The following is a 26,203-nucleotide window of genomic DNA, read 5'->3' as shown; positions in this document are numbered from 1 at the left end:
GGACCCGGCTCAGCCCTGCGTGGCCCACCACTCCTTGAGCGCCGCCACCGCTGCGTCGTGCCCCATCGGTCCGTTCTCCAGGCGCAGCTCCAGCATGTGCTTGTACGCCTTGCCGATGGCGGGACCCGGCCCGACTCCCAGGATCTCCATGATCTGGTTGCCGTCGAGGTCAGGACGGATGGCGTCCAGCTCCTCCTGCTCCTTCAGCTGGGCGATGCGCTCCTCCAGGCCGTCGTAGGCCCGGGACAGTGCCACCGCCTTGCGCTTGTTGCGCGTGGTGCAGTCGGAACGGGTCAGCTTGTGCAGGCGGTCCAGCAGCGGGCCCGCGTCCCGGACGTAGCGCCGGACCGCCGAGTCCGTCCACTCCCCGGTGCCGTAGCCGTGGAACCGCAGATGAAGCTCGACCAGCCGTGAGACGTCCTTCACCAGCTCGTTGGAGTACTTCAGAGCCGTCATGCGCTTCTTCGTCATCTTGGCGCCGACCACCTCGTGGTGGTGGAAGGAGACCCGCCCGTCCTTCTCGAAGCGGCGGGTGCGCGGCTTGCCGATGTCGTGCAGCAGCGCGGCCAGCCGGAGGGCGAGGTCCGGGCTGTCCTGCTCCAGCGCGATGGCCTGCTCGAGGACGATCAGCGTGTGCTCGTAGACGTCCTTGTGCCGGTGGTGCTCGTCGCTCTCCAGGCGCAGTGCCGGCAGCTCGGGCAGGACGTGGTCGGCGAGCCCGGTGTCCACGAGCAGCGTCAGGCCCTTGCGCGGGTGGGCGGAGAGAACCAGCTTGTTCAGCTCGTCCCGGACCCGCTCCGCCGAGACGATCTCGATGCGCCCGGCCATCTCCGTCATGGCGGTGACGACCTCGGGGGCCACCGTGAAGTCCAGCTGGGCGGCGAACCGGGCGGCCCGCATCATGCGCAGAGGATCGTCCGAGAAGGACTCCTCGGGCGTGCCCGGCGTCTTCAGCACCCGCGCGGCGAGGTCCTCCAGGCCACCGTGCGGATCGACGAACTCCTTCGCCGGCAGGGCCACGGCCATCGCGTTGACCGTGAAGTCGCGCCGGACCAGGTCCTCCTCGATGGAGTCGCCGTACGACACCTCCGGCTTGCGCGAGGTGCGGTCGTACGCCTCCGACCGGTAGGTGGTGATCTCGATCTGGTAGCCGTCCTTGTGCGCGCCGACCGTGCCGAAGGCGATACCCACCTCCCAGACCGCGTCCGCCCAGGGCCGGACGATCTTCAGTACGTCCTCGGGGCGGGCGTCCGTGGTGAAGTCCAGGTCGTTGCCGAGCCGGCCGAGCAACGCGTCACGGACCGATCCACCGACCAGGGCGAGCGAGAACCCGGCTTCCTGGAATCGGCGGGCGAGATCGTCGGCGACGGGGGCCACCCGCAGCAGCTCGGCGACCGCGCGCTGCTGCGCCTGGCTCAGGGCGGAGGGAGTGTCTTCGTTGGGGTTCGGCACAACAGAAGAGGGTACGTGCCCCGCGCGCCCGGGGCGCCCTCGGGAAGCGGGGGGACAGCTCCCGGCATACCCCATGCAAGCGCTGCTCTTGCGGCGTACGACCGCTCTCCCCTCGATACTGGATATAGGGGACAGGCAGGCGGCTGTTCTTCGATCTTGTGAAGGAGACCGCGGCACTTCCCTTCGGCGCGCATCGTTACCATGCGTGGACGCACAATCCGACGACCACTGATGACGAGGGACGGGCGAGCGCGTGGCCGAGGCGGCTGACTTCCAGGGGACCAGTGCCTCACCTGCCCGCCGGTGGCTGCGGCGCGCCGGAGCACTGCTCACCGGAGCGCCACTGCTGGCCGGTCTGCTCCAGCTGCCCGCCGCCGCGCCCGCGCAGGCCGCCTCCTCCGACCCGGTGTCCGTCTCCCTGGACTCGCTGAGCCCGAGCGCGCCCACGGACGGCGACACCCTGACCGTGTCCGGCACGGTGACCAACACCGGCAAGCAGCCCGTCACCCACGCCCATGTGGGCCTTCGGGTGGGCCCCTCGCTCACCAGCCGCTCCGCCATCGACTCCGTGGCCAGGAACTCCGACGACGTACAGAGCGCCGCCGACACCGATGCCGGCGACAAGTACGAGGAGAAGTTCGACAGGCTGGCCCCGGGCGTCGCCGAGCACTTCAGCATCTCGGTCCCCGTGGACAAGCTGGACCTCGGCGAGGACGGGGTCTACGAACTCGGGGTCGCGCTCTCCGGGCAGACACCGGCCCAGGGCTGGGACCAGGTTCTCGGCATCCGGCGGACGTTCCTGCCGTGGCAGCCGTCGGACGCCGGCACCAAGACGAAGACGACGTTCCTGTGGCCGCTGCTCTCCACGGTCCACATGACGGCCAAGACGGGCGCGGGCGACCTTCAGACGCCGGAGTTCCTCGACGACGAGCTGGCCGACGAGCTGGCCCCCGGCGGCCGGCTGGGCCAGATGGTCGAGCTGGGCAAGGATCTCGACGTCACCTGGGTGATCGACCCGGATCTGCTGGCCTCGGTGGACGCGATGGCCGGAGGAACCTACCGGATCCAGGGCGCCGACGGCACCAGCACCCCCGGTTCGCGGGAGCACCAGGCGGCCGCCAAGCAGTGGCTGGCCGCCCTGCAGAAGGCGGTGGCCGGCAAGGAGGTCGTCGCACTGCCCTTCGCCGACCCGGACCTGGCCTCCCTGGCACACAACGGCACCAGCGTCACCGGCTCGCTCAGCCACCTCAAGGACGCCACCGACGTCGCCGCGACCACCGTCAAGACCGTGCTCCACGTCACGCCGAGCACCGACTTCGCCTGGCCGGTGAACGGCGCGGTGGACCGGTCCATCATGAAGGTCGCGACCTCCGCCGGGGCCGACCGGGTGATAGCCCGCAGCGACAGCCTCCAGGAGACCGCCGGACTGCCGTACACGCCGTCCGCCGCCCGCCCGGTCGGCGGCGGCACCACGGTGGTGGTCGCCGACACCCGGCTGTCCACGGCCTTCCAGGGCGACCTGACCAAGGCGGGCTCGGCCACCCTCGCCGTACAGCGGTTCCTGGCCCAGAGCCTGGCGCTGAACGCGCAGACGGACACCCAGCGCAGCATCGTCGTCGCCCCGCAGCGCCTGCCCACGGCGAGCCAGGCGCAGGCCATGGCCGCAGCGGCGAAGGCGCTCGAGGGCGGCACCTGGTCCCAGGCCCAGGACCTCACCGCGACCTCCAAGGACAAGCCCGACCCGGGCGCCACCACCCGGGTCCCGTCCGCGTCGGCCTACCCCTCCTCACTGCGCCGGCAGGAACTGCCGAGGACGGCCTTCGAGCAGATCGCCCGCACCCAGGACAAGCTGGACAACTTCCAGGTGATCCTCACCGACCAGTCCCGCGTGGTCACCCCGTTCGGCCGGGCCATAGACCGGGAGATGTCCACGTCCTGGCGCGGCCACGCCCGTGCGGCGGAGAGCTACCGCGGCGGCGTGGAGGCGTGGCTCGACGAGCTGGCCGACCAGGTCAAGCTGATCGACAAGTCCGAGACCAAGCTCTCGGGCCGCAGCGCCACGATCCCGGTGACCGTGCAGAACAACCTCGTCCAGCCCGTGGGCCACCTGGTGCTGCGCCTGGAGTCGACCATGCCGACGCGTCTGGAGATCGGCGGCAAGGCCTACTCCGAGCAGCGCGTGGAGGTCTCCGGCGGACACAGCCAGTCGGTGAAGTTCACCACCTCGGCCAACGCCAACGGCCGGGTCACGGTCATCGCCCGGCTGTACACCGAGGACGGCCGGCCCTACGGTCAAGCCGTCACCTTCGACGTGAAGGTCACCGAGGTCACCCCCACCGTCATGCTGGTCATCGGCGGCGGCGTACTGCTCCTCGTCCTCGCCGGCTTCCGGATGTACACGCAGCGCAAGCGCGCCGCCGCCCGGCAGCCCGAGGACGACGGCCCCGGCACGGCGGCCGGGAACCCGGACGAACCCGGGAACCCCGGGGCACCCGGGGACCGTCTCCCCCAAGAATCCGACTCCGCCCCCGGGGCAGAGGACCCGGAGCAGCCGAGTGACCCTGCGCCGGACACCGCACCGGAAAGCACCGACCCGTCCGGGACGGGTGAGAGAGTGGACCGTTGAGCGATGTCGTGGCCGGTGGGCCCGGGACGATGAGGTGGGGTAAGCATGAACGCGCCGTACGACGGTGACCGCGGCCAGGGCGCGGCCGGCTCGGGCTACCCCGAGCCACCGCCCGAGCCGGGCCAGGTGCCGCCGCAGCACGCGGCGGACATGTACCTCCAGGACGCCTACGAACAGGACCCCTACCGGGCGCAGGACCTGGCCGCCCAGGACCCGGTCGTGGAGGCGCTGTACGACCGCGCCGCGCATCCGCCGCCTCCGGGCTCGTACGACCCGCAGCAGCCGCTGTACGCACCGCCCGCCCCGTCGCCCTACGCCCCCGATCCGCGCGTGTGGGCGCAGCCCCCGGCGCCGGAGCCGGACGGCGCCGCCCCGTACCTGCCGTACGGCGACGACCCGCGCACGACCCAGTTCGTGGGGGTGGACGACCTGGTCACGCACTCCGGCGAGGAGCACCACGAGCCGGACGCCTTCGCGCATCTCTTCAAGGACCAGCAGCACAGCGGCGGGCACACGCCCATGGACCCGCAGGCCGGCCCCGGGCCGGCCGCCGCGCCGGGCGGGACGTACGACTCCGCCGCTCCGTACCCGCAGCAGCCGGGGCCGTATCCGCAGCAGCACGGGCAGAACCCGCAGGGCCACGCGTACGCCGGTGCCGGGTACCCGGCCGGTCCCGCCGCCGGCTACCCGGCGCAGTCCCCGGTGCCCGCTCCGGCCGCCGCTCCGGGTGCCGCCGGACCGTTCGGGGCGGGCGGGCCGGACGTCCTCGCGGCCGGTGGCGCCCCCGCCGTCCCGGCTGCCGCCGCTCCCGCCGCTCCCGCCAAGAAGGGCGGACGGGCGACCGGGCTGCTGAAGTCCAGCGCTGTGATGGCGGCGGGCACCATGGTCTCCCGCCTGACCGGCTTCGTCCGCTCCGCGCTGATCGCCGCCGCACTCGGTCTCGGCTTCCTCGCCGACTCCTTCCAGGTGGCCTACCAGCTGCCGACGATGATCTACATCCTCACCGTCGGCGGCGGCCTGAACTCCGTCTTCGTGCCCCAGCTCGTGCGCTCCATGAAGGAGGACGAGGACGGCGGCGAGGCCTTCGCCAACCGGCTGCTGACCCTGGTGATGGTGGCGCTGGCCGCGCTGACCGGGCTCGCGATGTTCGCGGCGCCGCTGCTGGTTCGGCTGCTGGCCAACCCCGTCGCCAGCGACCCCGCCGCCAACGAGGTCGCGGTCACCTTCACCCGCTACTTCCTGCCCTCGATCTTCTTCATGGGCATCCACGTGGTGATGGGACAGATCCTCAACGCGCGCGGCAGGTTCGGCGCGATGATGTGGACCCCGGTCCTGAACAACATCGTCATCATCGTGACCCTCGGCATGTTCATCTGGGTCTACGGCACCGCCGCCAACTCCCACATGGACGTCACCAGCATCCCGCCGGAGGGGCAGCGGCTGCTCGGCGTGGGTGTACTGCTCGGTCTGGTCGTCCAGGCCCTGGCGATGATCCCGTACCTGCGCGAGACCGGTTTCCGGATCAGGCTGCGCTTCGACTGGAAGGGCCACGGCCTGGGCCGGGCGGCGATGCTCGCCAAGTGGACGGTGCTGTTCGTCCTCGCCAACCAGGCGGGCGCCATGGTCGTCACCCAGCTGTCGATCGCCGCCGGCGCGGACTCCCACGTCAAGGGGACCAGCTTCGCCGCCTACGCCAACGCCCAGCTGATCTGGGGCCTGCCGCAGGCCATCATCACCGTCTCCCTGATGGCCGCCCTGCTGCCGCGTCTGGCGCGCTCCGCCGCCGAGGGCGACGCGGGCGCCGTCCGCGACGACATCTCCCACGGCCTGCGCACCACCGCGGTCGCCATCGTGCCCATCGCCTTCGGGTTCGTCTCGCTCGGCGTCCCGATGTGCACGCTGATCTTCGGCTCCGCCGGCACCGGCGCCGCCACCAACATGGGGTACATGCTGATGGCCTTCGGCCTCGGCCTGATCCCCTACTCCGTGCAGTACGTCGTCCTGCGCGCCTTCTACGCCTACGAGGACACCCGCACCCCCTTCTACAACACGGTCATCGTGGCCGCGGTCAACGCCGGCGCCTCGGCGCTCTGCTACTTCCTGCTGCCGCCGCGCTGGGCCGTCGCGGGCATGGCCGCCGCCTACGGGCTCGCCTACGCCATCGGAGTGGGCGTCGCCTGGCGCCGGCTGCGCAAGCGGCTGGGCGGGGACCTGGACGGCACCCGGGTGCTGCGCACGTACGCGCGGCTGGCCATCGCCTCGCTGCCGGCCGCCCTGCTCAGCGGCGCGGCCTGCTACGGCGTCGGGCACACCCTGGGCCTGGGCGTCGTCGGCTCCTTCGCCGCGCTGATCGCCGGCGGTGCCGTCCTGTTCGGCGTCTTCTTCCTCGCCGCCCGCCGGATGCGCATCGAGGAACTCAACTCGCTCGTCGGCATGGTGCGCGGGCGTCTGGGGCGTTGAGGCGGGGGTAGGCGCACAACCATCGTTCGCTGCCGCGTGTCGTGCATAGCGGCGGACTGTGGGCACAATTGGTTTCGGCGTCGGACAGCGCGCAACGGATGGGGAGGCAGGGACGACGGTGGCGGAACGGAGCACGGCTGCCGTCGACGTGGCAGACAACAGCGGTGAGCAGCCGCTGACCGCCAAGGCGGACCAGGCCACGGCCGACGGGGTGGCCACGAACCCGGAGCGGGACACGGACAGCGACGAGGCACAGGCGAGCGACGACACCGAGGGTCCCGGACGGAAGGCCTCCCCTCCCGAACTGCACAGCGGTCACAAGCTGGCCAGACGTTACCGGCTGGAGGAGTGCGTCACCCGTCTGGACGGATTCAGCAGTTGGCGTGCGGTCGACGAGAAACTCCGCCGGGCCGTCGGCGTCCACATCCTGCCCGCGGACCACGCCCGTTCCCGCGCCGTCCTCGCCGCGGCCCGTTCCTCCGCGCTGCTCGGCGATCCCCGCTTCGTCCAGGTCCTCGACGCCGTCGAGCAGAACGACCTCGTCTACGTCGTCCACGAGTGGCTGCCCGACGCCACCGAGCTGTCCACGCTTCTCGCCAGCGGCCCGCTGGAGCCGCACGACGCCTACCAGATGGTCAGTCAGGTCGCCGCGGCGATGGCCGCCGCGCACCGGGAGGGCCTCGCCCATCTGCGGCTGAACCCGAACGCCGTCCTGCGCACCTCCACCGGCCAGTGGCGCATCCGCGGTCTCGCCGTGAACGCGGCGCTGCGCGGCGTCGGCACCGACACCCCGCAGCGCACCGACACCGAGGCGATCGGCGCCCTGCTGTACGCGGCGCTGACCCAGCGCTGGCCGTACGAGAACGACGCCTACGGCCTGTCCGGTCTGCCCAAGGACATCGGCCTCATCGCGCCGGACCAGGTGCGGGCCGGGGTGCACCGGGGCCTGTCCGAGCTGGCCATGCGCGCCCTGGTCAACGACGGGGCCACCGCCTCCCGGCACGAGGCTCCGTGCACCACGCCGGAGGAACTGGTGCGGGCGGTCGGCGAGATGCCGCGCATCCGTCCGCCCGAGCCCGCCTTCACGGCTCCGCCGGAGTACCAGCGCACGACCTACCAGCAGGGCACCTACGGCCGTCAGGCCCCGCACCCCGGTGCCACGCAGCCGATCGCGCCCCCGCCGCCCCCGCTCCAGACCCGCACCGGCAAGGCCCTGAAGTGGGCGGTGTCGGCGCTGCTCATCGCCGCGCTGGGACTGGGCAGCTGGCAGCTGGCGGACGCCCTGATGGACCGGGACACCTCGGACGACACGCACAAGAGCCGGACGACGGACGGCGACAAGAACGCCACGAAGCCCAAGCCGGTGCCGATAGCGATCCAGGGCGGCCAGGAGTTCGTCGCCAAGGGCGACGCCCAGCACCCCGGTGACGTCCCCAAGACCTACGACAACGACACGTCGTCGTACTGGAGGACCAGGGCCTTCAACGAGGGCCCGACGATCGCCCCGTACAAACCGGGCGTCGGCATCGTGTACGACCTCGGCTCGGCCAGGAAGGTCGACACGGCCACCCTGGCTCTGCGCTACGACGGCGACCACACGACCGTCGAGCTGTACGCGGCGGACTCGCTGACGCCGGCGTCGCTGGACTCCATGACCAGGGTCGGCAGTGCCACGACGACGGGGAACACCGTGACGGTGAAGGTCGCCAAGCCGGACAAGACGCGGTACGTCCTGGTCTGGCTGACGGCCGTGCCGTATTCGGGCTACGACTCGACGCTGTTCAGCAGCGAGGGCTACAAGCAGGCCATCGGCGAAGTGAAGTTCACGGGCTGACGTCTCACCCGGACCGGAGGGGCAGATGGCGGAGGGCGCCGGATACGACGGAGTGGGCGACCGGGACCTGCTCGCCCGTCATGTGGACGGCGACCCCGAGGCGTTCGGCGAGATCGTACGGCGGCACCGCGACCGCCTCTGGGCGGTCGCCCTGCGCACCCTGGGGGACCGCGAGGAAGCCGCCGACGCGGTGCAGGACGCCCTGGTGTCGGCCTACCGGGCCGCCCACACCTTCCGGGGCCAGTCGGCGGTCACGACCTGGCTGCACCGGATCACGGTGAACGCCTGCCTGGACCGCGCGCGCAAGGCCGCCTCCCGCAAGACGGCCCCGGTGGACGATACCGAGCGGCTGGAACAGTTGCTGGAGCCGCAGGAGTCCGCCGCGGCACCGGCCGAGCGGAAGGACCTGCACCGCCAGCTCCTCGAAGCGCTCGGCACCCTTCCGCCGGAACAGCGGGCCGCGCTGGTGCTGGTGGACATGCAGGGCTACCCCGTGGCGGAGGCCGCGCGAATCCTGGACGTGCCGACGGGGACGGTGAAGAGCCGGTGTGCCCGCGGCCGGGCCAGGCTGCTGCCTCTGCTCACCCATCTGCGGCCCGAGGGCGCCGGACACCGCGGTATCGGCAACGGCAAGGAAGACGTCCCGGAAAACGGTCCGGTACGGAACCAGGGGCAGGGTCCATCCGTCCCACCGGCGACGGGGCCACCGAGCGGACACCGCGGGGCCGCGGAACCGAGTGATGCAGCCGTAGTGAAGGGCGGAGGTGGGCGAGCGTGACGACCACGGCGGACACGGCCGGACACCCGGACGTCGCGGAGATCTCCGACCTCACCGAGGGCCTGCTGCCGCCGGACCGGGACAGGCGGGTCCGGAGCCACCTGGCCACGTGTGCCGCGTGCGCGGACGTGTGTGCCTCGCTGGAGGAGATCCGGGACCTGCTCGGATGCGTTCCGGAGCCGGAGCGGATGCCGGACGACGTGGCCGCGCGCCTCGACGCCGCCTTGGCCGCCGAGGCCGCGCCGGCCGCCGGTGCGGAAGGCCCGGCGGTCTACCGCGCCGCGCACCCGGAGGCCGTCAGCACGGAGGATCCGACAGCCCCTGTTTCACGTGAAACATCGCCTCTTCCTGACCGCCCGGCAGGGCGCTCCCGCGCGGCCACCGGACCAGGGCGCAAGGATTCCCGGCAGGGGCGGCGCCGCGGGCGGTTCGTGTTCGGTGCCGTCCTCACAGCCGCCGTACTGGGCGCCGGCGGCCTGGTCGTGAGCTCGCTCCACGACAACTCCGGACAGCCCTCGGCCCAGGGCACTCCGACCGCCTCCGCGGGCACCTTCTCCGGTGACAGCGTGCAGAACCAGGTCCGCTCCCTCCTCACCACCGGCAAGACGCTGCCGCAGGGCAGTGACCGGCCCGGGCAGCGCGCCGAGGGCGGGACGGACTCGCCGGGCTCCACCGAGGGCCCCAGCACCCTGGTACAGACCGCTGTTCCGGTCCCTGACTGTGTCCGGCAGGCGCTCCACCAGAGCACTGACGTCCTCGGCGCCAAGACGGGCACCTACGCCGGGAAGGCCGCCTATCTCGTCGTCGTGGCCGACGCCCAGGACAGCAGGCGAATCACGGCCTATGTGGTCGACGCGGCCTGCGTGCGGCGGCAGACTCCGCCAGCCGGAACGGTCCTGCTGAAGCAGTCCCTCGCACGCCCCTGAGTTTCCGCGCGAACACTCCTGCGGCCGTCCCCGGCCGCGTGTGCCCAGACACACCGGGAATGCGGGCCCCGTAGGATCCGTTGGGTGGGGTGAGAGTCCCGAAAGGGGCTCTCACCCGGTCGACTGACGCAGACCAGAGACGAGGAATTTAGCCGTGAGCGACGTCCGTAACGTGATCATCATCGGCTCCGGGCCCGCAGGCTACACGGCGGCGCTCTACACCGCCCGTGCGTCGCTGAAGCCCCTGGTGTTCGAAGGCGCCGTCACCGCGGGTGGCGCGCTGATGAACACCACCGAGGTGGAGAACTTCCCGGGCTTCCGCGACGGCATCATGGGTCCGGATCTCATGGACAGCATGCGGGCCCAGGCCGAGCGCTTCGGTGCCGAGCTGGTGCCGGACGACATCGTCTCCGTCGACCTGACCGGTGAGATCAAGACCGTCACCGACACCGCGGGCACCGTCCACCGCGCGAAGGCCGTCATCGTCACCACCGGCTCCCAGCACCGCAAGCTGGGCCTGCCGAACGAGGACGCGCTCTCCGGTCGGGGCGTCTCCTGGTGTGCCACCTGTGACGGGTTCTTCTTCAAGGACCAGGACATCGCCGTGATCGGCGGTGGCGACACCGCGATGGAGGAAGCCACCTTCCTCTCGCGGTTCGCCAAGTCGGTGACCATCGTCCACCGCCGGGACACCCTGCGCGCCTCCAAGGCGATGCAGGAGCGCGCCTTCGGCGACCCGAAGATCAAGTTCGTCTGGGACAGCGAGGTCGCCGAGATCCAGGGCGACCCGAAGCTCTCCGGTCTGAAGCTGCGCAACCTCAAGACCGGCGAGCTGTCCGAGCTGCCCGTGACGGGTCTGTTCATCGCGATCGGTCACGACCCGCGCACGGAGTTGTTCAAGGGCCAGCTGGACCTGGACGAGGAGGGCTACCTGAAGGTCGCCGCCCCGTCCACCCGCACCAACCTGACCGGTGTCTTCGCCGCTGGTGACGTGGTCGACCACACCTACCGTCAGGCGATCACCGCGGCCGGCACCGGCTGCTCCGCCGCCCTGGACGCCGAGCGGTTCCTCGCCGCCCTCGCGGACGAGGACCAGGCGGAGCCCGAGAAGACCGCTGTCTGACCCTCCCCTTTCCCCACCCCACCGCACGCACGGTAAGGAGCCCTCCGTGGCCGGCAATCTGAAGACTGTGACCGACGACTCCTTCGACCAGGACGTCCTCAAGAGCGACAAGCCCGTTCTGGTGGACTTCTGGGCAGCCTGGTGCGGCCCGTGCCGCCAGATCGCCCCGTCCCTGGAGGCGATCGCCGCCGAGTACGGCGACAAGATCGAAATCGTCAAGCTGAACATCGACGAGAACCCGGGCACGGCCGCCAAGTACGGCGTCATGTCCATCCCGACTCTGAACGTCTACCAGGGCGGCGAGGTCGCCAAGACCATCGTGGGCGCCAAGCCCAAGGCGGCGCTCATCCGCGACCTCGAAGAGTTCATCACCAAGTGATGTTCCACGTGGAACACGAAGGGGCCAACCCGCTCGGGTTGGCCCCTTCGCTGTGACGGCTTCGCGTGGGCGTCTCACAACGGCCGGAGCGCGGGCTCCTTCTGGACCGCTCCCAGGAGCCGGTCGAGCGCCATCTCCACGTCTTCCTTCCACGAGAGCGTGGACCGCAGCTCCAGCCGGAGCCGGGGGTGCACGGGGTGCTGACGGACCGTCTTGAAGCCCACGGCCAGCAGATGATCGGCGGGCAGCAGACAGGCGGGCTGCTCCCACCGGGCGTCGCCGAACGCCTCGATCGCCTTGAAGCCCCGGCGCAGCAGATCCTTGGCGACCGTCTGCACCAGTACCCGGCCCAGTCCCTGCCCCTGGTAGCCGGGCAGGACCAGCCCGGTCATCAGTTGGACGGCATCCGGCGAGACCGGGCTCGTGGGAAAGGCCGTGGAGCGCGGCACATAGGCCGGCGGGGCGTAGAGCACGAAGCCCGCCGGCACGTCGTCGACGTACACCACCCGGCCGCACGATCCCCAGTCCAGCAGGACGGCGGAGATCCAGGCTTCCTTCTCCAGCGCGGTGGTGCCCGCCTTCAGCGCCGCTTCGCCGCTGACGGGATCCAGTTCCCAGAAGACACAGGAGCGACAGCGGTGGGGAAGATCCTCAAGGTTGTCCAGAGTGAGCGGCACGAGCCGACGCCCCATGAAGGCTGATCCTCGCTTCCTTCGCCCGCCGCATCACCTGCGGCTGCCGGCTGCTGTCCGGTGGATGGGCCCTACTGATCGCATCGTATCCACGATCGGATTCACTCGATACCGTCTCAAAGCAAAGAGCGGGCCGTGTCCGGTACCCATCGGACACGGCCCGCTCCACTGGCTCACCAGGCGCGACGGCGCCGGGGATCAGTCCTGCGTCTCCTCGCCGTCACCGTCGTGAAGGCTGTGCTGGAGGGCCAGCTTCTCGCCGGGGGCGAAGGCGCCGAGGATCCTCTCCAGGTCGTCCGCGGAGGCGAACTCGACGGTGATCTTGCCCTTCTTCTGGCCCAGCTCGACCTTCACCCGGGTCTCGAAACGGTCCGACAGCCGGGTGGCCAGGTCGTTCAGTGCCGGAGAGGGTACGGAGCCGGCCCGCGGCCCCCGGGCGCGCGAAGCCTTCTGCGGCCGCGAGCCCATCAGCGTCACAATCTCTTCCACGGACCGCACCGAGAGGCCCTCGGCCACGATCCGGTGGGCCAGCCGGTCCTGCTCCTCCGAGTCGTCCACGGCCAGCAGCGCCCGGGCATGGCCGGCCGAGAGCACCCCGGCGGCCACCCGCTTCTGCACGGTCGGGGACAGCTTCAGCAGACGCAGCGTGTTGGACACCTGCGGGCGGGACCGCCCGATCCGGTCGGCCAGCTGGTCGTGCGTGCAGTTGAAGTCCTTCAGCAGCTGGTCGTACGCGGCCGCTTCCTCGATCGGGTTGAGCTGCGCCCGGTGCAGGTTCTCCAGCAGTGCGTCCAGGAGGAGCTTCTCGTCCTCCGTGGCCCGCACGATGGCCGGGATGGCCTCCAGGCCGGCCTTGCGGCACGCCCGCCAGCGCCGCTCGCCCATGATCAGCTCATAGCTGCCGGGACCCAGCTGCCGCACCACGACGGGCTGGAGCAGACCGACCTCCTTGATGGAGGTGACCAGTTCCTGTAGCGCGTCCTCGTCGAAGATCTCACGCGGCTGGCGCGGGTTCGGCGTGATGGCGTCCAGCGGGATCTCGGCGAAGTGGGCTCCCACCGGAGGCGCGGGCGCCTCGGCGGCCGAGCCCGCCGGAGCCGGCTCGGATTCCTGGGCGACCGGCGGCAGCGTGGCCACCTTCGCCGCGGCCACTCCGCGGTCGCTCGTCAGCACCGGGACAGCCGCGGGAGAGCGGGACGCTCCGCCTCCGATCGTCGCCGGGGCCGAAGCCGAGGCCTTCTCCGTCGGGGCCGGGGGAATCAGTGCGCCGAGACCACGACCCAGCCCCCTCCGTCGCTCACTCACTGGATCCCCTCCACCATGCTCGGGTCGTTCTGTGCGCCGATATGGGCCTGGCTCGCGTCATAGCTGATGCCGACACCCCTCAGCGCGATTTCTCGGGCCGCCTCGAGATACGAGAGGGCACCGCTAGATCCTGGATCGTAAGTCAGCACCGTCTGCCCATAACTCGGCGCCTCCGAGATACGGACCGAGCGGGGAATGCTCGTCCGCAGCACCTCGTCGCCGAAGTGGCTGCGCACCTCTTCCGCGACCTGGGACGCGAGGCGCGTCCGGCCGTCGTACATGGTGAGCAGGATGGTCGACACATGCAGGGTGGGATTCAGGTGCCCGCGCACCAGGTCCACATTGCGGAGCAGCTGACCGAGGCCCTCCAGCGCGTAGTACTCACACTGGATCGGGATGAGCACTTCGGCGCCGGCGACGAGCGCGTTGACCGTCAGCAGGCCGAGCGAGGGCGGGCAGTCGATGAGGATGTAGTCCAACGGCTGCTCATACGCCTGGATGGCCCGCTGCAGCCGGCTCTCCCGGGCCACCAGCGACACCAGCTCGATCTCCGCACCGGCGAGATCGATGGTGGCCGGGGCGCAGAAGAGGCCCTCCACATCCGCGACGGGCTGGACGACCCCGGCGAGAGGCTTGCTCTCCACCAGGACGTCATAGATGGAGGGGACCTCGGCGTGGTGATCGATCCCGAGGGCCGTGGACGCGTTGCCCTGCGGGTCGAGGTCGATCACCAGGACGCGGCCACCGTGCAGAGCCAGCGAGGCGGCAAGGTTGACGGTCGTCGTCGTCTTGCCCACGCCGCCCTTCTGGTTGGCGACCACGATGATTCTGGTCTGTTCGGGTCGCGGCAGCCCTTCGCCGGCGCGGCCGATAGCCTCCACCGCCAGCTGGGCCGCACGACCGATGGGAGTGTCGTCCATCGGGGGTGGTGTTTCACGTGAAACATCCACCCCCATCGACTCGGTACGGGGACCGGGGACCGGATCGGTCATCGGTCCCGCGGTGTTGGCGTCGGACCGCAAGGATTCACTCTCCTCGACTTCAGGCTCGCGATGAACAGAGCCTCCCATGTCTTCAGGGTCGTGAACCAGTGAGGCCTGGTGTTCTGTGGAGAAATCCACCTCTGTGGACAACTCCGTCCCCCCGGAACGGGACGGAGCCGACGAAGGAACTGGATCATCCTCCCGGAGTCCACCGAGAGGCTTCCGGTCGCGAGGTTCGGCCGCGGCGCGGCCGCGACTGATGATGCCGTGCAGCAGTGAGCGACGTTTCACGTGAAACACGATGCACAGCGTCGGCAACGGGACCCCCGCGACACTCCGCCCGACATACGTGGCGCAGCTTGGGTGGAGTACGCCCCGTCGTCAGGATGGGTCAGTGCCGCCCGTCCCCCAGGGTCAGCGACGGCGACGGACGCGACCGGTACGGGCCGCCTTGGCGCGCTTCGCGGCGAAGCGCACCCCACCCGGGCTCTCTCCGACCTCGACCCGCACCACGGTCGACAGGGGATCCACCACGCCCTCACCCACGTGGAGGATGGACGTCTCGACCGCGCCCAGCTTGCTCAGCGCGGACGCAGCGGCCTTCAGCTCCTCCTCGGCGGTGTCGCCCTTGAGCGCGAGCATCTCGCCGTACGGGCGCAGCAGCGGGATACCCCAGGCAGCCAGACGGTCCAGCGGGGCCACGGCCCGTGCCGTCACCACATGCACCGGCGGCAGCTTGCCCAGGACCTCCTCGGCACGGCCGCGGACCACGGTGACATGGTCCAGGCCGAGCAGTTCGACGACCTCGGTGAGGAAGTTGGTGCGCCGCAGCAGCGGCTCCAGCAGGGTGATGTTCAGATCGTCGCGGACCAGGGCCAACGGGATGCCCGGCAGTCCGGCACCGGAGCCGACATCGCAGACCGTCACTCCCTCCGGAACGGCCTCGGAGAGCACCGCGCAGTTCAGCAGGTGCCGCTCCCACAGGCGGGGCACTTCCCGCGGGCCGATCAGGCCGCGCTGCACGCCCGCCTCGGCGAGAAGTTCCGCATAGCGGACCGCATCGGCGAAGCGATCACCAAACACTTCCCGCGCCTGCTCGGGCGCGGGGGGAAGCTCCGCTGCCTCCGTCACGGGGACCGTCCTTCCGTACCGCGCCGGTGCTTCGCGCACCGGCCATCAGAACTACCAGGCTGACAAAGTTCGGCCCCGCCTGCTCAACAGACGGGGCCGGTGGAATCGAGGCCGATCAGGCGGGCAGCACGACGACGAAGCGCTCCGGCTCCTCGCCCTCGGACTCGCTGCGCAGTCCAGCGGCCTTGACCGCGTCGTGCACGACCTTGCGCTCGAACGGGGTCATCGGCTTGAGCTTCACGGGCTCGCCGGTGCTCTTCACGTCGGCGGCGGCCTTGGCACCCAGCTCGGACAGCTCGGACCGCTTGTTGGCACGGTATTCCGCGATGTCGAGCATCAGCCGGCTGCGGTCACCGGTCTCCCGGTGCACGGCCAGACGCGTCAGCTCCTGCAGCGCCTCCAGCACCTCGCCGTCCCGGCCGACCAGCTTCTGCAGGTCACGGCTGCCGGTGTCGCTGACGATCGACACGGAGGCGCGGTCGGCTTCGACGTCCATGTCGATGTCGCCGTCGAGATCGGCGATGTCCAGCAGACCTTCCAGGTAGTCCGCCGCGATCTCGCCCTCCTGCTCCAGGCGGGTGAGGGTGTCTGCGCCCTCGGCAGCGGCAGAGGTGGTGCCTTCCGTCACGGGATGGGCTCCTTCTTACTTCTTGGACGGGGACTTGGGCCGCTGCGGGCCACCCTTGCGCTGGCCGGACTGGGCCTTGCTGCGGGTGCCGGAGCCGGGCTTCTGGGGCTGCTTGGCAGCCGCGGGCTTGGCGTCCCGCGGCTCGTCGGTCTTCTCCAGCGACAGGGAGTCATCCGTCCGGGTCACCCCGGACTGCCGCTGGGACTTGGACTGACGCTTGGGCTGCTGGCGCCGGGGAGCGGCGACGGCGGCCGTGTCGGTGCCGGTGACCTCACCGTCCTCGGTCTGCGCCGCGGCCTGGACCACGCTCTTGGTCACGGAGCCGTCGGGCTGGGCGGCGAGGCCGGCCTTGTTCAGCGCGTTGATGAACTTGCGCTCGAACTCGTTGCGGTCGCGGCCCTTGGCGACGATCGCCTTGACGATGGTCTTCTCGCTGCGCCGGCGGATCTTGCCGTGCTGCGTGACGTGCTTCGTCAGCCGGTCCAGGTAGGCGGCCTGGGCCTTGGAACCCGGGGTCGGGTTGTTGTGGATGACGTACATCTGCTGGCCCATGGTCCACACGTTGGTGGTCAGCCAGTAGACGAGGACACCGACCGGGAAGTTGATGCCGAAGAAGGCGAACATCAGCGGGAAGACGTACATCAGCATCTTCTGCTGCTGCATGAACGGCGTCTTCACCGTGGTGTCGACGTTCTTCGTCATCAGCTGGCGCTGCGTGTAGAACTGCGACGCCGACATCATGACGATCATGATCACGGTCACGACGCGGACGTCGGTGACCGAGGCGCCCAGCGCGTGGATCGTGCTGGAGCCGTCCTTGAACTTGGCGGCGAGCGGGGCCCCGAAGATGTGTGCGTTACGGGCACTGGACAGCAGCGACTCGTTGATGACACCGATGGTGTCGCCCGAGGCGATGCCGTTGAGCACGTGGTACAGGGCGAAGAAGAACGGGGACTGCGCCAGGATGGGAAGGCACGAGGAGAGCGGGTTGGTGCCCGACTCCTTGTACAGCTTCATCATCTCTTCGGACTGACGCTGCTTGTCGTTCTTGTAGCGCTCCTGGATCTTCTTCATCTCGGGCTGGAGCGTCTGCATGGCCCGGGTCGCCTTGATCTGCTTCACGAAGAGCGGGATCAGGCAGATGCGGATCAGGACCACCAGGGACACGATGGACAGGCCCCAGGCCCACCCGGTGTCAGGCCCGAAGATCGCTCCGTACACCCTGTGGAACTGGACGATGACCCAGGAGACGGGCCAGGTGATGAAACTGAAGAGGCTGGCAATCGTGTCCACTAATCATGCTCCTTGGGCATGGGACGAGGTCTCTGCGGCCGGGCTCGAAGGAGACTCGCGATGAAGCTCCGTCTCGGTGGCCGGTTCGGCGGCGGAGGGCCCCGCCTTGCGTGCGCGCCACGCGTTGCGCAGCATTTCGTGCCACCGCGGGCGCTTGCGCGGCGGAACATGGTCCACACCACCCAGCGACCACGGATTACACCGGAGGATGCGCCAGGCGGTGAGTGCCGTTCCCTTGATCGCACCGTGCCGGTCGATGGCCGTGTAGCCGTAGTGAGAACACGACGGGTAGTACTTGCACACCGGCCCCAGCAGCGGACTGATCGTCCACTGGTACAGCTTGATCAGAGCCAGCAGCGGGTACTTCATCGCGTGCCCCCTCCCAGCAGCCGCTGGAGAGCGGCGTCCAGGTCTCGGGCCAGCTGTGCGTGGTCTGCGTCGCCCGCTCCGGGCAGCGCTCGTACGACTACCAGGCTACCGGGGGGGAACAGGGCGACTCGGTCACGCATCAGATGACGCAGTCTGCGCTTCACCGTGTTGCGCACGACCGCGCCACCCACGGCCTTGCTGACGACGAAACCCGCACGCGTCGGGGGAGCGCTCTCCCCTGGCGCGTGCGGGTCCGTGGCACCGCTACGAAGGTGGACGACGAGCGTCGGGCGACCGGCCCGGCGCCCTCGTCGTACCGCGGTCGCGAAGTCCTCGCGCCGCCTCAGCCGGTTCTCGGTGGGCAGCACGATGTCATGACCTGACCGGGATCAGGCGGACAGACGGGCGCGACCCTTGCTACGGCGGGACGCGAGGATCGCGCGGCCGGCACGGGTGCGCATACGCAGCCGGAAGCCGTGGGTCTTCGCGCGACGACGGTTGTTCGGCTGGAAGGTGCGCTTGCTCACTCGGGGGCTCCAGAAGAATCAGTAGTGGCGGGGTGCCGTCCTGGCTGTCACCGTGCGCCCACGAGTAGCTCGCTTCACGCCCGAGTGCACCGCTTCCCGATCACCTGACGTGATCTGTGCCCATCGGAGGCAGGCGGCAGCAGCCATCGACAACTCGACCTGGTTACGGTACGCGGGACTGCGCCATTCGGTCAAACCGGGGGTCGACGAGAGACACTATCCACAGGCTGGGGACAACGACTTGAACCCTACCCGCCGCGCTGACTACCGTGGCTGAACTCCGATTCGTTCCTTATCCCCGCCCGATCCGATTTTGATCCCGACCCGTCCCCGAACCACACGTTCGTGGGACCTGTGAGAGAGCGTGCCCTGTGGCTGACGTACCTGCCGATCTTGCCGCAGTGTGGCCACGAGTGCTGGAGCAGCTCCTCGGCGAGGGCCGCGGACAGGGCGTGGAGTCCAAGGACGAGCACTGGATCCGGCGCTGCCAGCCGCTCGCGCTGGTCGCGGACACCGCCCTCCTCGCGGTGCCGAACGAATTCGCGAAGGGCGTACTGGAGGGCCGGCTCGCGCCGGTCGTCAGCGAGACCCTGAGCCGTGAGTGCGGCCGTCCCATCCGGATCGCGATCACCGTGGACGACTCGGCGGGCGAACCGCCGGCGCCCCCCGCCCAGCAGCCGCAGCCGCGCTACGAGGAACCGGAGCTGCCCTCGGGGCCGTACGAGGGCTACGGCCGCCACCGCGGCGACCAGCACCCGGGCCCCGACCCGCGGTCCGATCAGCATCCGTCCGGCCGCCCGGACCAGCTCCCCACCGTGCGCCCGGTCTACCCGTCCGAGTACCAGCGCCCCGAGCCCGGCGCCTGGCCGCGCCACGGGCACGAGGAGTACGGCTGGCAGCAGCCCCGGCTCGGCTTCCCCGAGCGGGACCCGTACGCCTCGCCGTCCTCCCAGGACGGCTACGGCTCCGGCGAGGACGCGTACGGCTCGCCCCGGGACTACCGCCCGAAGGGCGCGGACCGGCAGCCGTACGAGCAGCAGCGCGGGGACTACGAGCCGTCCCGCCAGGACTACGACTCCGGGCGCGGCGAGTACGACCAGCGCGACCCGGTCCGCCGTGAGCTGCCCGACCCGGCGGCGCACCGCGGCACCGGCCGCCCGGACGTGTCCGCCGGCGGCGCCCCCGGTCCACCGGCCGCACAGCCGGCGCAAGCGCCGGGCGCCGGGGAGCCGACCGCGCGGCTGAACCCCAAGTACCTGTTCGACACGTTCGTCATCGGCGCCTCCAACCGGTTCGCGCACGCGGCGGCGGTCGCGGTCGCCGAGGCGCCGGCCAAGGCGTACAACCCGCTGTTCATCTACGGGGAGTCCGGGCTCGGCAAGACCCACCTGCTGCACGCCATCGGGCACTACGCGCGCAGCCTCTACCCGGGCACGCGGGTGCGGTACGTCAGCTCGGAGGAGTTCACCAACGAGTTCATCAACTCCATCCGCGACGGCAAGGGCGACAGCTTCCGCAAGCGCTACCGGGAGATGGACATCCTGCTCGTCGACGACATCCAGTTCCTCGCGGACAAGGAGTCGACGCAGGAGGAGTTCTTCCACACCTTCAACACGCTCCACAACGCCAACAAGCAGATCGTGCTCTCCAGCGACCGGCCGCCCAAGCAGCTCGTCACCCTGGAGGACCGGCTGCGGAACCGGTTCGAGTGGGGGCTGATCACCGACGTCCAGCCTCCCGAGCTGGAGACGCGGATCGCGATCCTGCGCAAGAAGGCGGTCCAGGAGCAGCTGAACGCCCCGCCGGAGGTGCTGGAGTTCATCGCCTCGCGGATCTCGCGGAACATCCGTGAGCTGGAGGGCGCGCTGATCCGGGTGACGGCGTTCGCCTCGCTCAACCGGCAGCCGGTGGACCTGGGCCTGACCGAGATCGTCCTGAAGGACCTGATCCCCGGCGGCGAGGACAGCGCGCCGGAGATCACGGCCACGGCGATCATGGGCGCCACGGCGGACTACTTCGGGCTGACGGTGGAGGACCTGTGCGGCACCTCGCGCGGGCGCGCGCTGGTGACCGCGCGGCAGATCGCCATGTACCTGTGCCGCGAGCTGACGGATCTGTCGCTGCCGAAGATCGGCGCGCAGTTCGGCGGCCGTGACCACACCACCGTGATGCACGCCGACCGCAAGATCCGCGCGCTGATGGCCGAGCGGCGCTCGATCTACAACCAGGTCACCGAGCTGACCAACCGCATCAAGAACGGCTGAGACCGGCCGCAGACCGGTACGGAGGGCGTCCTCGGGATCCACGCGGTCCCGCGGGCGCCTTCTCGCGTCAGGGAGGCCCGCACGAACGCGTCGCCTCACGGACGGCCCCTGCCCCGCTCGGTGGCCGGCGCCGCCGTCGCGGTCGTCCACTGCCCTGCCTCGGTGCCCGGCGCCGCCGTCGCGGACGGCCGCTGACGCGCTCGGCGCCCTGCCACGCCCGGTGCCCCTGGCCCGCCAGGTCCCCCTGGCCGGCGTTCCCGCCGTCGCCGCCTGGGGTCCTACCCCGGGCCGGCCGGGCCCCGCTCGGCCCCCACAGGCCCCACCGCGCCCCCAGCCGAACGCCCGCCCGGCCCTCGCCCAGCCACGCCCCGTCTCACCCGGCCTCGCCCCACCCCGTTCAGCCCCATCCGGACCTCGTCCGGCCCCCATCCGGCCCCCCTCCACCCCGCGCAAGCCCGTTCCGGGCCGTCCGGGCCGGCTTCCGGTGGCTTCGGACGGGCCGGGGACCGTTCCTCGGTCGTCACCTGGTGTTCGATTACCTGCCGGGTTACGGCCTTCCTCCACAGATTCGGTGACTTTCTTCCGTCCACACCCTGGGGACTGCCGAGTTGTCCAGAACGCTGTCCACAGGAAGGCTGGGGCCAAGACGTCCGCCCAGCTCAGCACCCTGTGGAATCGTGGACAAACGATCTCCACAGGGTGTGGATAACCCTCGGGCCCGCGAACGAGGGCCGAGGTTGTCCACGGCTACCCCACAGGCTGGGGACGGTTGTCCCCAGCAGAACCGGGCTTCTCCACATCGCTGTCCACTGTTCGGCAACCCGACGCACCCGCTCACCGCGTCGAGTGAAAGGCGTCACAGGAAGCTGCCGGATTGGGCTGTGGGAAACCTGGGTATTCCTGGGGACGCAGCTGGGGAGAACTGCCCTCAGCCTGTGGGCGCTGTGTGCAGAACTTTCTGTTCTCCACAGAAGGGCCTGGTTGTCCACCGCCTCCGTACACAGGGTCGGTGGATAAAATTCCTGCGCTGAGCTGGGCAAACGTGGTTATCCACGGTATCCACAGGCCCTACTACTACTCCCGACTAGAGAGAGTTCGGCGACCGTTTCGAAGCGGGGGCTGTGCACAACTCGCTGTCTCGGGCCCGGCTGCCCCTCGGCCCGACTTGACCCCGACGGGCGCCTACTGTCAGTGCCGTGCGTCAGACTGGTCCCCGGTGTCCTGCCCGTCGCAGTGGGCGGTGACACCGAGTCGGAGGACTCAGTAGCAACAGCAGGAGGCGGCTTACGGTGAAGATCCGGGTGGAACGCGACGTACTCGCGGAGGCAGTGGCCTGGGCGGCACGCAGCCTCCCGGCCCGTCCGCCGGCGCCTGTCCTCGCCGGCCTGCTGCTGAAGGCCGAGGACGGCCAGCTGAGCCTGTCCAGCTTCGACTACGAGGTCTCCGCCCGGGTGAGCGTCGAGGCGGAGGTCGAGGAGGAGGGCACCGTCCTGGTGTCCGGCCGGCTGCTCGCCGACATCTCCCGTGCCCTGCCCAACCGGCCGGTGGAGATCTCCACAGACGGTGTACGGGCGACCGTGGTCTGCGGCTCCTCCCGCTTCACCCTCCACACCCTGCCGGTGGAGGAGTACCCGGCGCTGCCGCAGATGCCGAACGCGACCGGCACCGTGCCCGGTGAGGTCTTCGCCGCGGCCGTCGCCCAGGTGGCCATCGCCGCCGGCCGGGACGACACCCTGCCGGTGCTCACCGGTGTGCGGATCGAGATCGAGGGCGACACCGTCACCCTGGCCTCCACCGACCGCTACCGCTTCGCGGTCCGCGAGTTCCTGTGGAAGCCGGAGAACCCGGACGCCTCCGCCGTCGCCCTGGTGCCGGCCAAGACGCTGCTGGACACCGCCAAGGCGCTGGGCGCCGGGGACACCGTCACGCTGGCGCTGGCCGGGGCCGGTGCCGGTGAGGGCCTGATCGGCTTCGAGGGCGCCGGGCGGCGGACGACCACCCGCCTGCTCGAAGGCGACCTGCCGAAGTACCGCACGCTGTTCCCGACCGAGTTCAACTCCGTCGCCGTGATCGAGACGGCGCCGTTCGTGGAGGCGGTCAAGCGTGTGGCCCTGGTCGCCGAGCGGAACACCCCGGTGCGGCTGAGCTTCGAGCAGGGCGTGCTGATCCTGGAGGCCGGCTCCAGCGACGACGCACAGGCTGTGGAAAGGGTCGACGCGCAGTTGGAGGGCGACGACATCTCGATCGCCTTCAACCCGACGTTCCTGCTGGACGGCCTGAGCGCGATCGACTCGCCGGTGGCGCAGCTGTCGTTCACCACGTCCACGAAGCCGGCGCTGCTGAGCGGCAGGCCCGCGGTGGACGCGGAGGCCGACGACGCGTACAAGTACCTGATCATGCCGGTGCGGCTCAGCGGCTGACCGTCGTCCACAGGGTGTGCACGGGCCGGGCGTCCGGTGTGGATGCCCGGCACCGGGCCGGGAGCACGTGGGTCTCCGCAGGTGAGCGGCTATGCCCACAGCTGTGCATGAGCGTCCGGGTTTAGGCTCGGCTCGGCACCTCGGTGCCTTCCACGCCACACAGCGACCTAAGGAACACAACTGATGGAGCTCGGTCTCGTCGGCCTCGGCAAGATGGGCGGCAACATGCGCGAGCGGATCCGCCGCGCGGGCCACACCGTCATCGGATACGACCGCAACGCGGACCTCGCGGACGTCGACAGCCTGGAAGAGCTGGTGAGCAAGCTCAGCGGCCCGCGGGTGGTCTGGGTGATGGTCCCGGCCGGCGAGGCCACCCAGTCGACCGTGGACCGGCTGGCCGAGCTGCTGGAGCCCGGCGACGTGGTCGTGGACGGCGGCAACTCCCGCTGGACCGACGACGAGCGGCACGCCGAGGAACTGGCCGCCAAGGGCATAGGCTTCGTCGACTGCGGTGTCTCCGGTGGCGTCTGGGGGCTGGAGAACGGGTACGCGCTGATGTACGGCGGCGACGCCGAGCACGTCGCCAAGGTGCAGCCGGTGTTCGACGCGCTGAAGCCGGAGGGCGACTTCGGCGCGGTGCACGCGGGCAAGGTCGGTGCGGGCCACTTCGCCAAGATGGTCCACAACGGCATCGAGTACGCGATGATGCAGGCCTACGCCGAGGGCTGGGAGCTGCTGGAGAAGGTCGACTCCGTCACGGACGTCCGTGAGGTCTTCCGCTCCTGGCAGGAGGGCACGGTCATCCGCTCCTGGCTGCTGGACCTCGCGGTCAACGCGCTGGACGAGGACGAGCACCTGGACGGTCTGCGCGGTTACGCGCAGGACTCCGGCGAGGGACGCTGGACCGTGGAGGCCGCCATCGACAACGCGGTGCCGCTGCCGGCGATCACCGCGTCGCTGTTCGCGCGGTTCGCCTCCCGCCAGGAGGACTCGCCGCAGATGAAGATGATCGCCGCGCTGCGCAACCAGTTCGGCGGCCACGCCGTAGAGAAGAAGTAAGCCGCAGCAGGAGCAGGGAGGTCGGCGGGACGACCATGCACGTCACGCATCTTTCGCTGGCCGACTTCCGCTCGTACGCCCGGGCCGAGGTCCCGCTCGACCCGGGCGTCACCGCCTTCGTCGGCCCCAACGGGCAGGGCAAGACCAACCTCGTGGAGGCGGTCGGCTATCTGGCGACGCTCGGCAGCCACCGGGTCGCCTCGGACGCGCCCCTGGTCCGCATGGGCGCCGAGCGGGCGATCGTCCGGGCGCAGGTCCGCCAGGGCGACCGGCAGCAGCTGATCGAGCTGGAGCTGAACCCGGGCAAGGCCAACCGGGCCCGGATCAACCGGTCCTCGCAGGTCAGGCCGCGCGATGTGCTGGGCATCGTACGGACCGTGCTGTTCGCGCCCGAGGACCTCGCCCTGGTGAAGGGGGATCCCGGGGAGCGGCGGCGGTTCCTGGACGAGCTGGTCACCGCGCGCTCGCCGCGCATGGCGGGCGTGCGCTCCGACTACGAGCGGGTGCTCAAGCAGCGCAACACCCTGCTGAAGACCGCCGCCCTCGCGCGCCGGCACGGCGGGCGGTCCATGGATCTGTCCACGCTCGACGTGTGGGACCAGCATCTGGCGCGCGCGGGCGCCGAACTGCTCGTCCAGCGGCTGGATCTCATCGCCGCGCTGGGTCCGCTGGCCGACAAGGCGTACGAGCAGCTCGCTCCCGGCGGCGGTCCGGTGGCGCTGGAGTACCGGTCGTCGGCGCCGGGCGAGGCCCACACGCGCGAGGAGTTGTACGAGCAGCTGAGGGCGGCGCTCGCCCAGGTGCGCAAGCAGGAGATCGAGCGGGGCGTCACGCTGGCCGGCCCCCACCGGGACGACCTGGTCCTCAAGCTGGGTGAGCTGCCCGCGAAGGGCTACGCCTCGCACGGCGAGTCCTGGTCCTACGCCCTCGCCCTGCGGCTGGCCTCGTACGACCTGCTGCGCGCCGAGGGCAACGAGCCGGTGCTGATCCTGGACGACGTCTTCGCCGAGCTGGACGCCCGCCGCCGGGAGCGGCTGGCGGAGCTGGTCGCGCCCGGCGAGCAGGTGCTGGTCACCGCCGCCGTGGACGACGACGTGCCCCAGGTGCTGGCCGGCGTCCGGTACGCGGTGGCCGGCGGGACGGTGGAGCGCGTATGAGCACCGGCGAACCCGCACCCGACGCCCCGGACGTCCGCAGCACCCCGGCGGCGCCCAAGGCGCCGGCCGCCCGGGGCGCGAAGGAGCCCTCCGGTGTCGACCTCGCGCGCGTGGCGTTGCGCGCCGCGAAGGAGCAGGCACGCGCGCGCGGGGACGCGGCGCGCCAGCGCAAGCAGGTGCGGCGCGGTGCCGGGCTGCGGTCCGGGGCGCGCGCCGACGGCCGCGATCCGATGGCGCTGGGCTCGGCGATCAACCGGCTGATCACCGAGCGCGGCTGGGAGACGCCGGCCGCGGTGGGCGGTGTGATGGGCCGCTGGCCGCAGATCGTCGGCGAGGACCTGGCCAAGCACTGCGTGCCGCAGCGGTACGACGAGGACGAGCGCGTGCTGACCGTCGGCTGCGACTCGACGGCCTGGGCGACCCAGCTGCGGGTGCTCGCCCCGGCGCTGGTGGCCCGGCTCAACGAGGACCTCGGGCACGGCAGCGTACGGGTGATCAAGGTGCTCAACCCGGGCGGTCCGCCCCGGCGCTACGGCCCGCTGCGGGCCCCGGGGAGCACCGGCCCCGGCGATACGTACGGGTGACGTACCTCACGTCCTGCCAGGTGCGCCGGAGGGCCGTCGTAGCCGCGTGCCACCGGTGTGGACCAGGGCCGGACGGGCCCGGGACGGCCTTCTGACCCGCCGGTAGCCAGGGGTTGACGGCCCGAAGCGCTGAGTGCCGCTGTGAGCCCCTTGGGGGCCCCTTCCACATATCGGGACCCGGCGGAGACCGGTTGAGGGCGGCACATGGGAGCC

General features: G+C 70.7%; 22 protein-coding genes. 12 read left to right on the top strand and 10 right to left on the bottom strand.

Features of this window, described 5'->3' with window-relative positions:
- Nucleotides 1–9: 9 nt before the first annotated feature.
- Complete coding sequence (locus ACH4OA_RS08195; protein WP_397968193.1) at nt 10–1,452, bottom strand: CCA tRNA nucleotidyltransferase; 1,443 nt, start codon at nt 1,450–1,452, stop codon at nt 10–12.
- A 253-nt stretch (nt 1,453–1,705) separates the two neighbouring features.
- Here ACH4OA_RS08195 and ACH4OA_RS08190 point away from each other — a divergent pair, with 253 nt between their 5' ends.
- The 7 genes from ACH4OA_RS08190 to trxA all read left to right on the top strand — a co-directional run bounded on the left by ACH4OA_RS08190 (nt 1,706) and on the right by trxA (nt 11,578).
- On the top strand, nt 1,706–4,078 hold the full coding sequence (locus ACH4OA_RS08190; protein WP_397968190.1) for a DUF6049 family protein: 2,373 nt from the start codon (nt 1,706–1,708) through the stop codon (nt 4,076–4,078).
- Between the two features lie 45 nt (nt 4,079–4,123).
- Nucleotides 4,124–6,538 carry a murein biosynthesis integral membrane protein MurJ gene (murJ, locus tag ACH4OA_RS08185; RefSeq protein WP_397968188.1) on the top strand — a complete coding sequence of 805 codons (2,415 nt, stop codon included), beginning with the start codon at nt 4,124–4,126 and terminating at the stop codon, nt 6,536–6,538.
- Nucleotides 6,539–6,656: 118 nt separating this feature from the next.
- On the top strand, nt 6,657–8,372 hold the full coding sequence (locus ACH4OA_RS08180) for a protein kinase family protein (protein WP_397968186.1): 1,716 nt from the start codon (nt 6,657–6,659) through the stop codon (nt 8,370–8,372).
- 25 nt (nt 8,373–8,397) lie between these two features.
- Nucleotides 8,398–9,150: an RNA polymerase sigma factor SigM gene (gene sigM, locus ACH4OA_RS08175; protein ID WP_397945904.1), complete on the top strand. Its 753-nt coding sequence runs from the start codon at nt 8,398–8,400 to the stop codon at nt 9,148–9,150.
- Nucleotides 9,147–10,076 carry an anti-sigma factor family protein gene (locus tag ACH4OA_RS08170; protein WP_397968183.1) on the top strand — a complete coding sequence of 310 codons (930 nt, stop codon included), beginning with the start codon at nt 9,147–9,149 and terminating at the stop codon, nt 10,074–10,076. Before sigM ends, ACH4OA_RS08170 begins: the two co-directional genes overlap by 4 nt.
- Before the next feature lie 154 nt (nt 10,077–10,230).
- Entirely contained in the window at nt 10,231–11,199 is a 969-nt protein-coding gene (gene trxB / locus ACH4OA_RS08165; RefSeq protein WP_397968181.1) for a thioredoxin-disulfide reductase, read from the top strand.
- A 46-nt stretch (nt 11,200–11,245) separates the two neighbouring features.
- Nucleotides 11,246–11,578, top strand: a complete 333-nt coding sequence (trxA, locus tag ACH4OA_RS08160) for a thioredoxin (RefSeq protein WP_365880081.1) — start codon at nt 11,246–11,248, stop codon at nt 11,576–11,578.
- A gap of 74 nt (nt 11,579–11,652) precedes the next feature.
- Here the strand turns inward: trxA and ACH4OA_RS08155 are convergent, their stop codons facing one another.
- The 9 genes from ACH4OA_RS08155 to rpmH all read right to left on the bottom strand — a co-directional run bounded on the left by ACH4OA_RS08155 (nt 11,653) and on the right by rpmH (nt 18,506).
- Complete coding sequence (locus ACH4OA_RS08155) at nt 11,653–12,270, bottom strand: GNAT family N-acetyltransferase (RefSeq protein ID WP_365880083.1); 618 nt, start codon at nt 12,268–12,270, stop codon at nt 11,653–11,655.
- 198 nt (nt 12,271–12,468) lie between these two features.
- Complete coding sequence (locus ACH4OA_RS08150) at nt 12,469–13,575, bottom strand: ParB/RepB/Spo0J family partition protein (RefSeq protein WP_397945906.1); 1,107 nt, start codon at nt 13,573–13,575, stop codon at nt 12,469–12,471.
- Nucleotides 13,572–14,645: a ParA family protein gene (locus ACH4OA_RS08145; protein ID WP_397936776.1), complete on the bottom strand. Its 1,074-nt coding sequence runs from the start codon at nt 14,643–14,645 to the stop codon at nt 13,572–13,574. Before ACH4OA_RS08145 ends, ACH4OA_RS08150 begins: the two co-directional genes overlap by 4 nt.
- A gap of 327 nt (nt 14,646–14,972) precedes the next feature.
- Nucleotides 14,973–15,689, bottom strand: coding sequence for a 16S rRNA (guanine(527)-N(7))-methyltransferase RsmG (rsmG, locus tag ACH4OA_RS08140; RefSeq protein ID WP_365871600.1), 717 nt, complete (start codon nt 15,687–15,689; stop codon nt 14,973–14,975).
- Nucleotides 15,690–15,804: 115 nt separating this feature from the next.
- Nucleotides 15,805–16,317: a R3H domain-containing nucleic acid-binding protein gene (locus ACH4OA_RS08135; protein ID WP_365871602.1), complete on the bottom strand. Its 513-nt coding sequence runs from the start codon at nt 16,315–16,317 to the stop codon at nt 15,805–15,807.
- A gap of 15 nt (nt 16,318–16,332) precedes the next feature.
- Complete coding sequence (yidC, locus tag ACH4OA_RS08130) at nt 16,333–17,610, bottom strand: membrane protein insertase YidC (RefSeq protein WP_365871604.1); 1,278 nt, start codon at nt 17,608–17,610, stop codon at nt 16,333–16,335.
- Nucleotides 17,611–17,613: 3 nt separating this feature from the next.
- Nucleotides 17,614–17,979, bottom strand: a complete 366-nt coding sequence (gene yidD / locus ACH4OA_RS08125; RefSeq protein ID WP_365871606.1) for a membrane protein insertion efficiency factor YidD — start codon at nt 17,977–17,979, stop codon at nt 17,614–17,616.
- Nucleotides 17,976–18,347, bottom strand: a complete 372-nt coding sequence (gene rnpA / locus ACH4OA_RS08120) for a ribonuclease P protein component (protein ID WP_365871608.1) — start codon at nt 18,345–18,347, stop codon at nt 17,976–17,978. The genes yidD and rnpA overlap by 4 nt, the downstream gene beginning before the upstream one ends.
- Before the next feature lie 21 nt (nt 18,348–18,368).
- Entirely contained in the window at nt 18,369–18,506 is a 138-nt protein-coding gene (gene rpmH / locus ACH4OA_RS08115) for a 50S ribosomal protein L34 (RefSeq protein ID WP_003956500.1), read from the bottom strand.
- A gap of 371 nt (nt 18,507–18,877) precedes the next feature.
- Between rpmH and dnaA the strand changes: the two genes are divergently transcribed.
- From dnaA to ACH4OA_RS08090, 5 genes are all read left to right on the top strand, one after another.
- Nucleotides 18,878–20,770, top strand: coding sequence for a chromosomal replication initiator protein DnaA (dnaA, locus tag ACH4OA_RS08110; protein WP_397945907.1), 1,893 nt, complete (start codon nt 18,878–18,880; stop codon nt 20,768–20,770).
- 1,289 nt (nt 20,771–22,059) lie between these two features.
- Entirely contained in the window at nt 22,060–23,190 is a 1,131-nt protein-coding gene (gene dnaN, locus ACH4OA_RS08105; RefSeq protein WP_397936545.1) for a DNA polymerase III subunit beta, read from the top strand.
- A 183-nt stretch (nt 23,191–23,373) separates the two neighbouring features.
- Complete coding sequence (gene gnd, locus ACH4OA_RS08100; RefSeq protein WP_397936543.1) at nt 23,374–24,249, top strand: phosphogluconate dehydrogenase (NAD(+)-dependent, decarboxylating); 876 nt, start codon at nt 23,374–23,376, stop codon at nt 24,247–24,249.
- 35 nt (nt 24,250–24,284) lie between these two features.
- Complete coding sequence (gene recF / locus ACH4OA_RS08095; RefSeq protein ID WP_397936541.1) at nt 24,285–25,406, top strand: DNA replication/repair protein RecF; 1,122 nt, start codon at nt 24,285–24,287, stop codon at nt 25,404–25,406.
- Entirely contained in the window at nt 25,403–25,990 is a 588-nt protein-coding gene (locus tag ACH4OA_RS08090; RefSeq protein WP_397968178.1) for a DUF721 domain-containing protein, read from the top strand. The genes recF and ACH4OA_RS08090 overlap by 4 nt, the downstream gene beginning before the upstream one ends.
- The last annotated feature ends 213 nt before the right edge of the window (nt 25,991–26,203 follow it).

Source organism: Streptomyces sp. NPDC017095, assembly GCF_044332325.1.
GTDB lineage: Bacteria > Actinomycetota > Actinomycetes > Streptomycetales > Streptomycetaceae > Streptomyces.
Note: the sequence above shows the minus strand (reverse complement) of the source record. Positions and strands in the feature narration are given on the sequence as shown.

Excerpts from the sequence above, each read along its gene's own strand:
- ACH4OA_RS08145 (WP_397936776.1), bottom strand. The coding sequence starts at position 14,645 with ATGGGAGGCTCTGTTCATCGCGAGCCTGAAGTCGAGGAGAGTGAATCC.
- yidD (WP_365871606.1), bottom strand. The coding sequence starts at position 17,979 with ATGAAGTACCCGCTGCTGGCTCTGATCAAGCTGTACCAGTGGACGATC.
- sigM (WP_397945904.1), top strand. The coding sequence starts at position 8,398 with ATGGCGGAGGGCGCCGGATACGACGGAGTGGGCGACCGGGACCTGCTC.
- gnd (WP_397936543.1), top strand. The coding sequence starts at position 23,374 with ATGGAGCTCGGTCTCGTCGGCCTCGGCAAGATGGGCGGCAACATGCGC.
- recF (WP_397936541.1), top strand. The coding sequence starts at position 24,285 with ATGCACGTCACGCATCTTTCGCTGGCCGACTTCCGCTCGTACGCCCGG.
- murJ (WP_397968188.1), top strand. The coding sequence starts at position 4,124 with ATGAACGCGCCGTACGACGGTGACCGCGGCCAGGGCGCGGCCGGCTCG.
- ACH4OA_RS08090 (WP_397968178.1), top strand. The coding sequence starts at position 25,403 with ATGAGCACCGGCGAACCCGCACCCGACGCCCCGGACGTCCGCAGCACC.
- ACH4OA_RS08155 (WP_365880083.1), bottom strand. The coding sequence starts at position 12,270 with ATGGGGCGTCGGCTCGTGCCGCTCACTCTGGACAACCTTGAGGATCTT.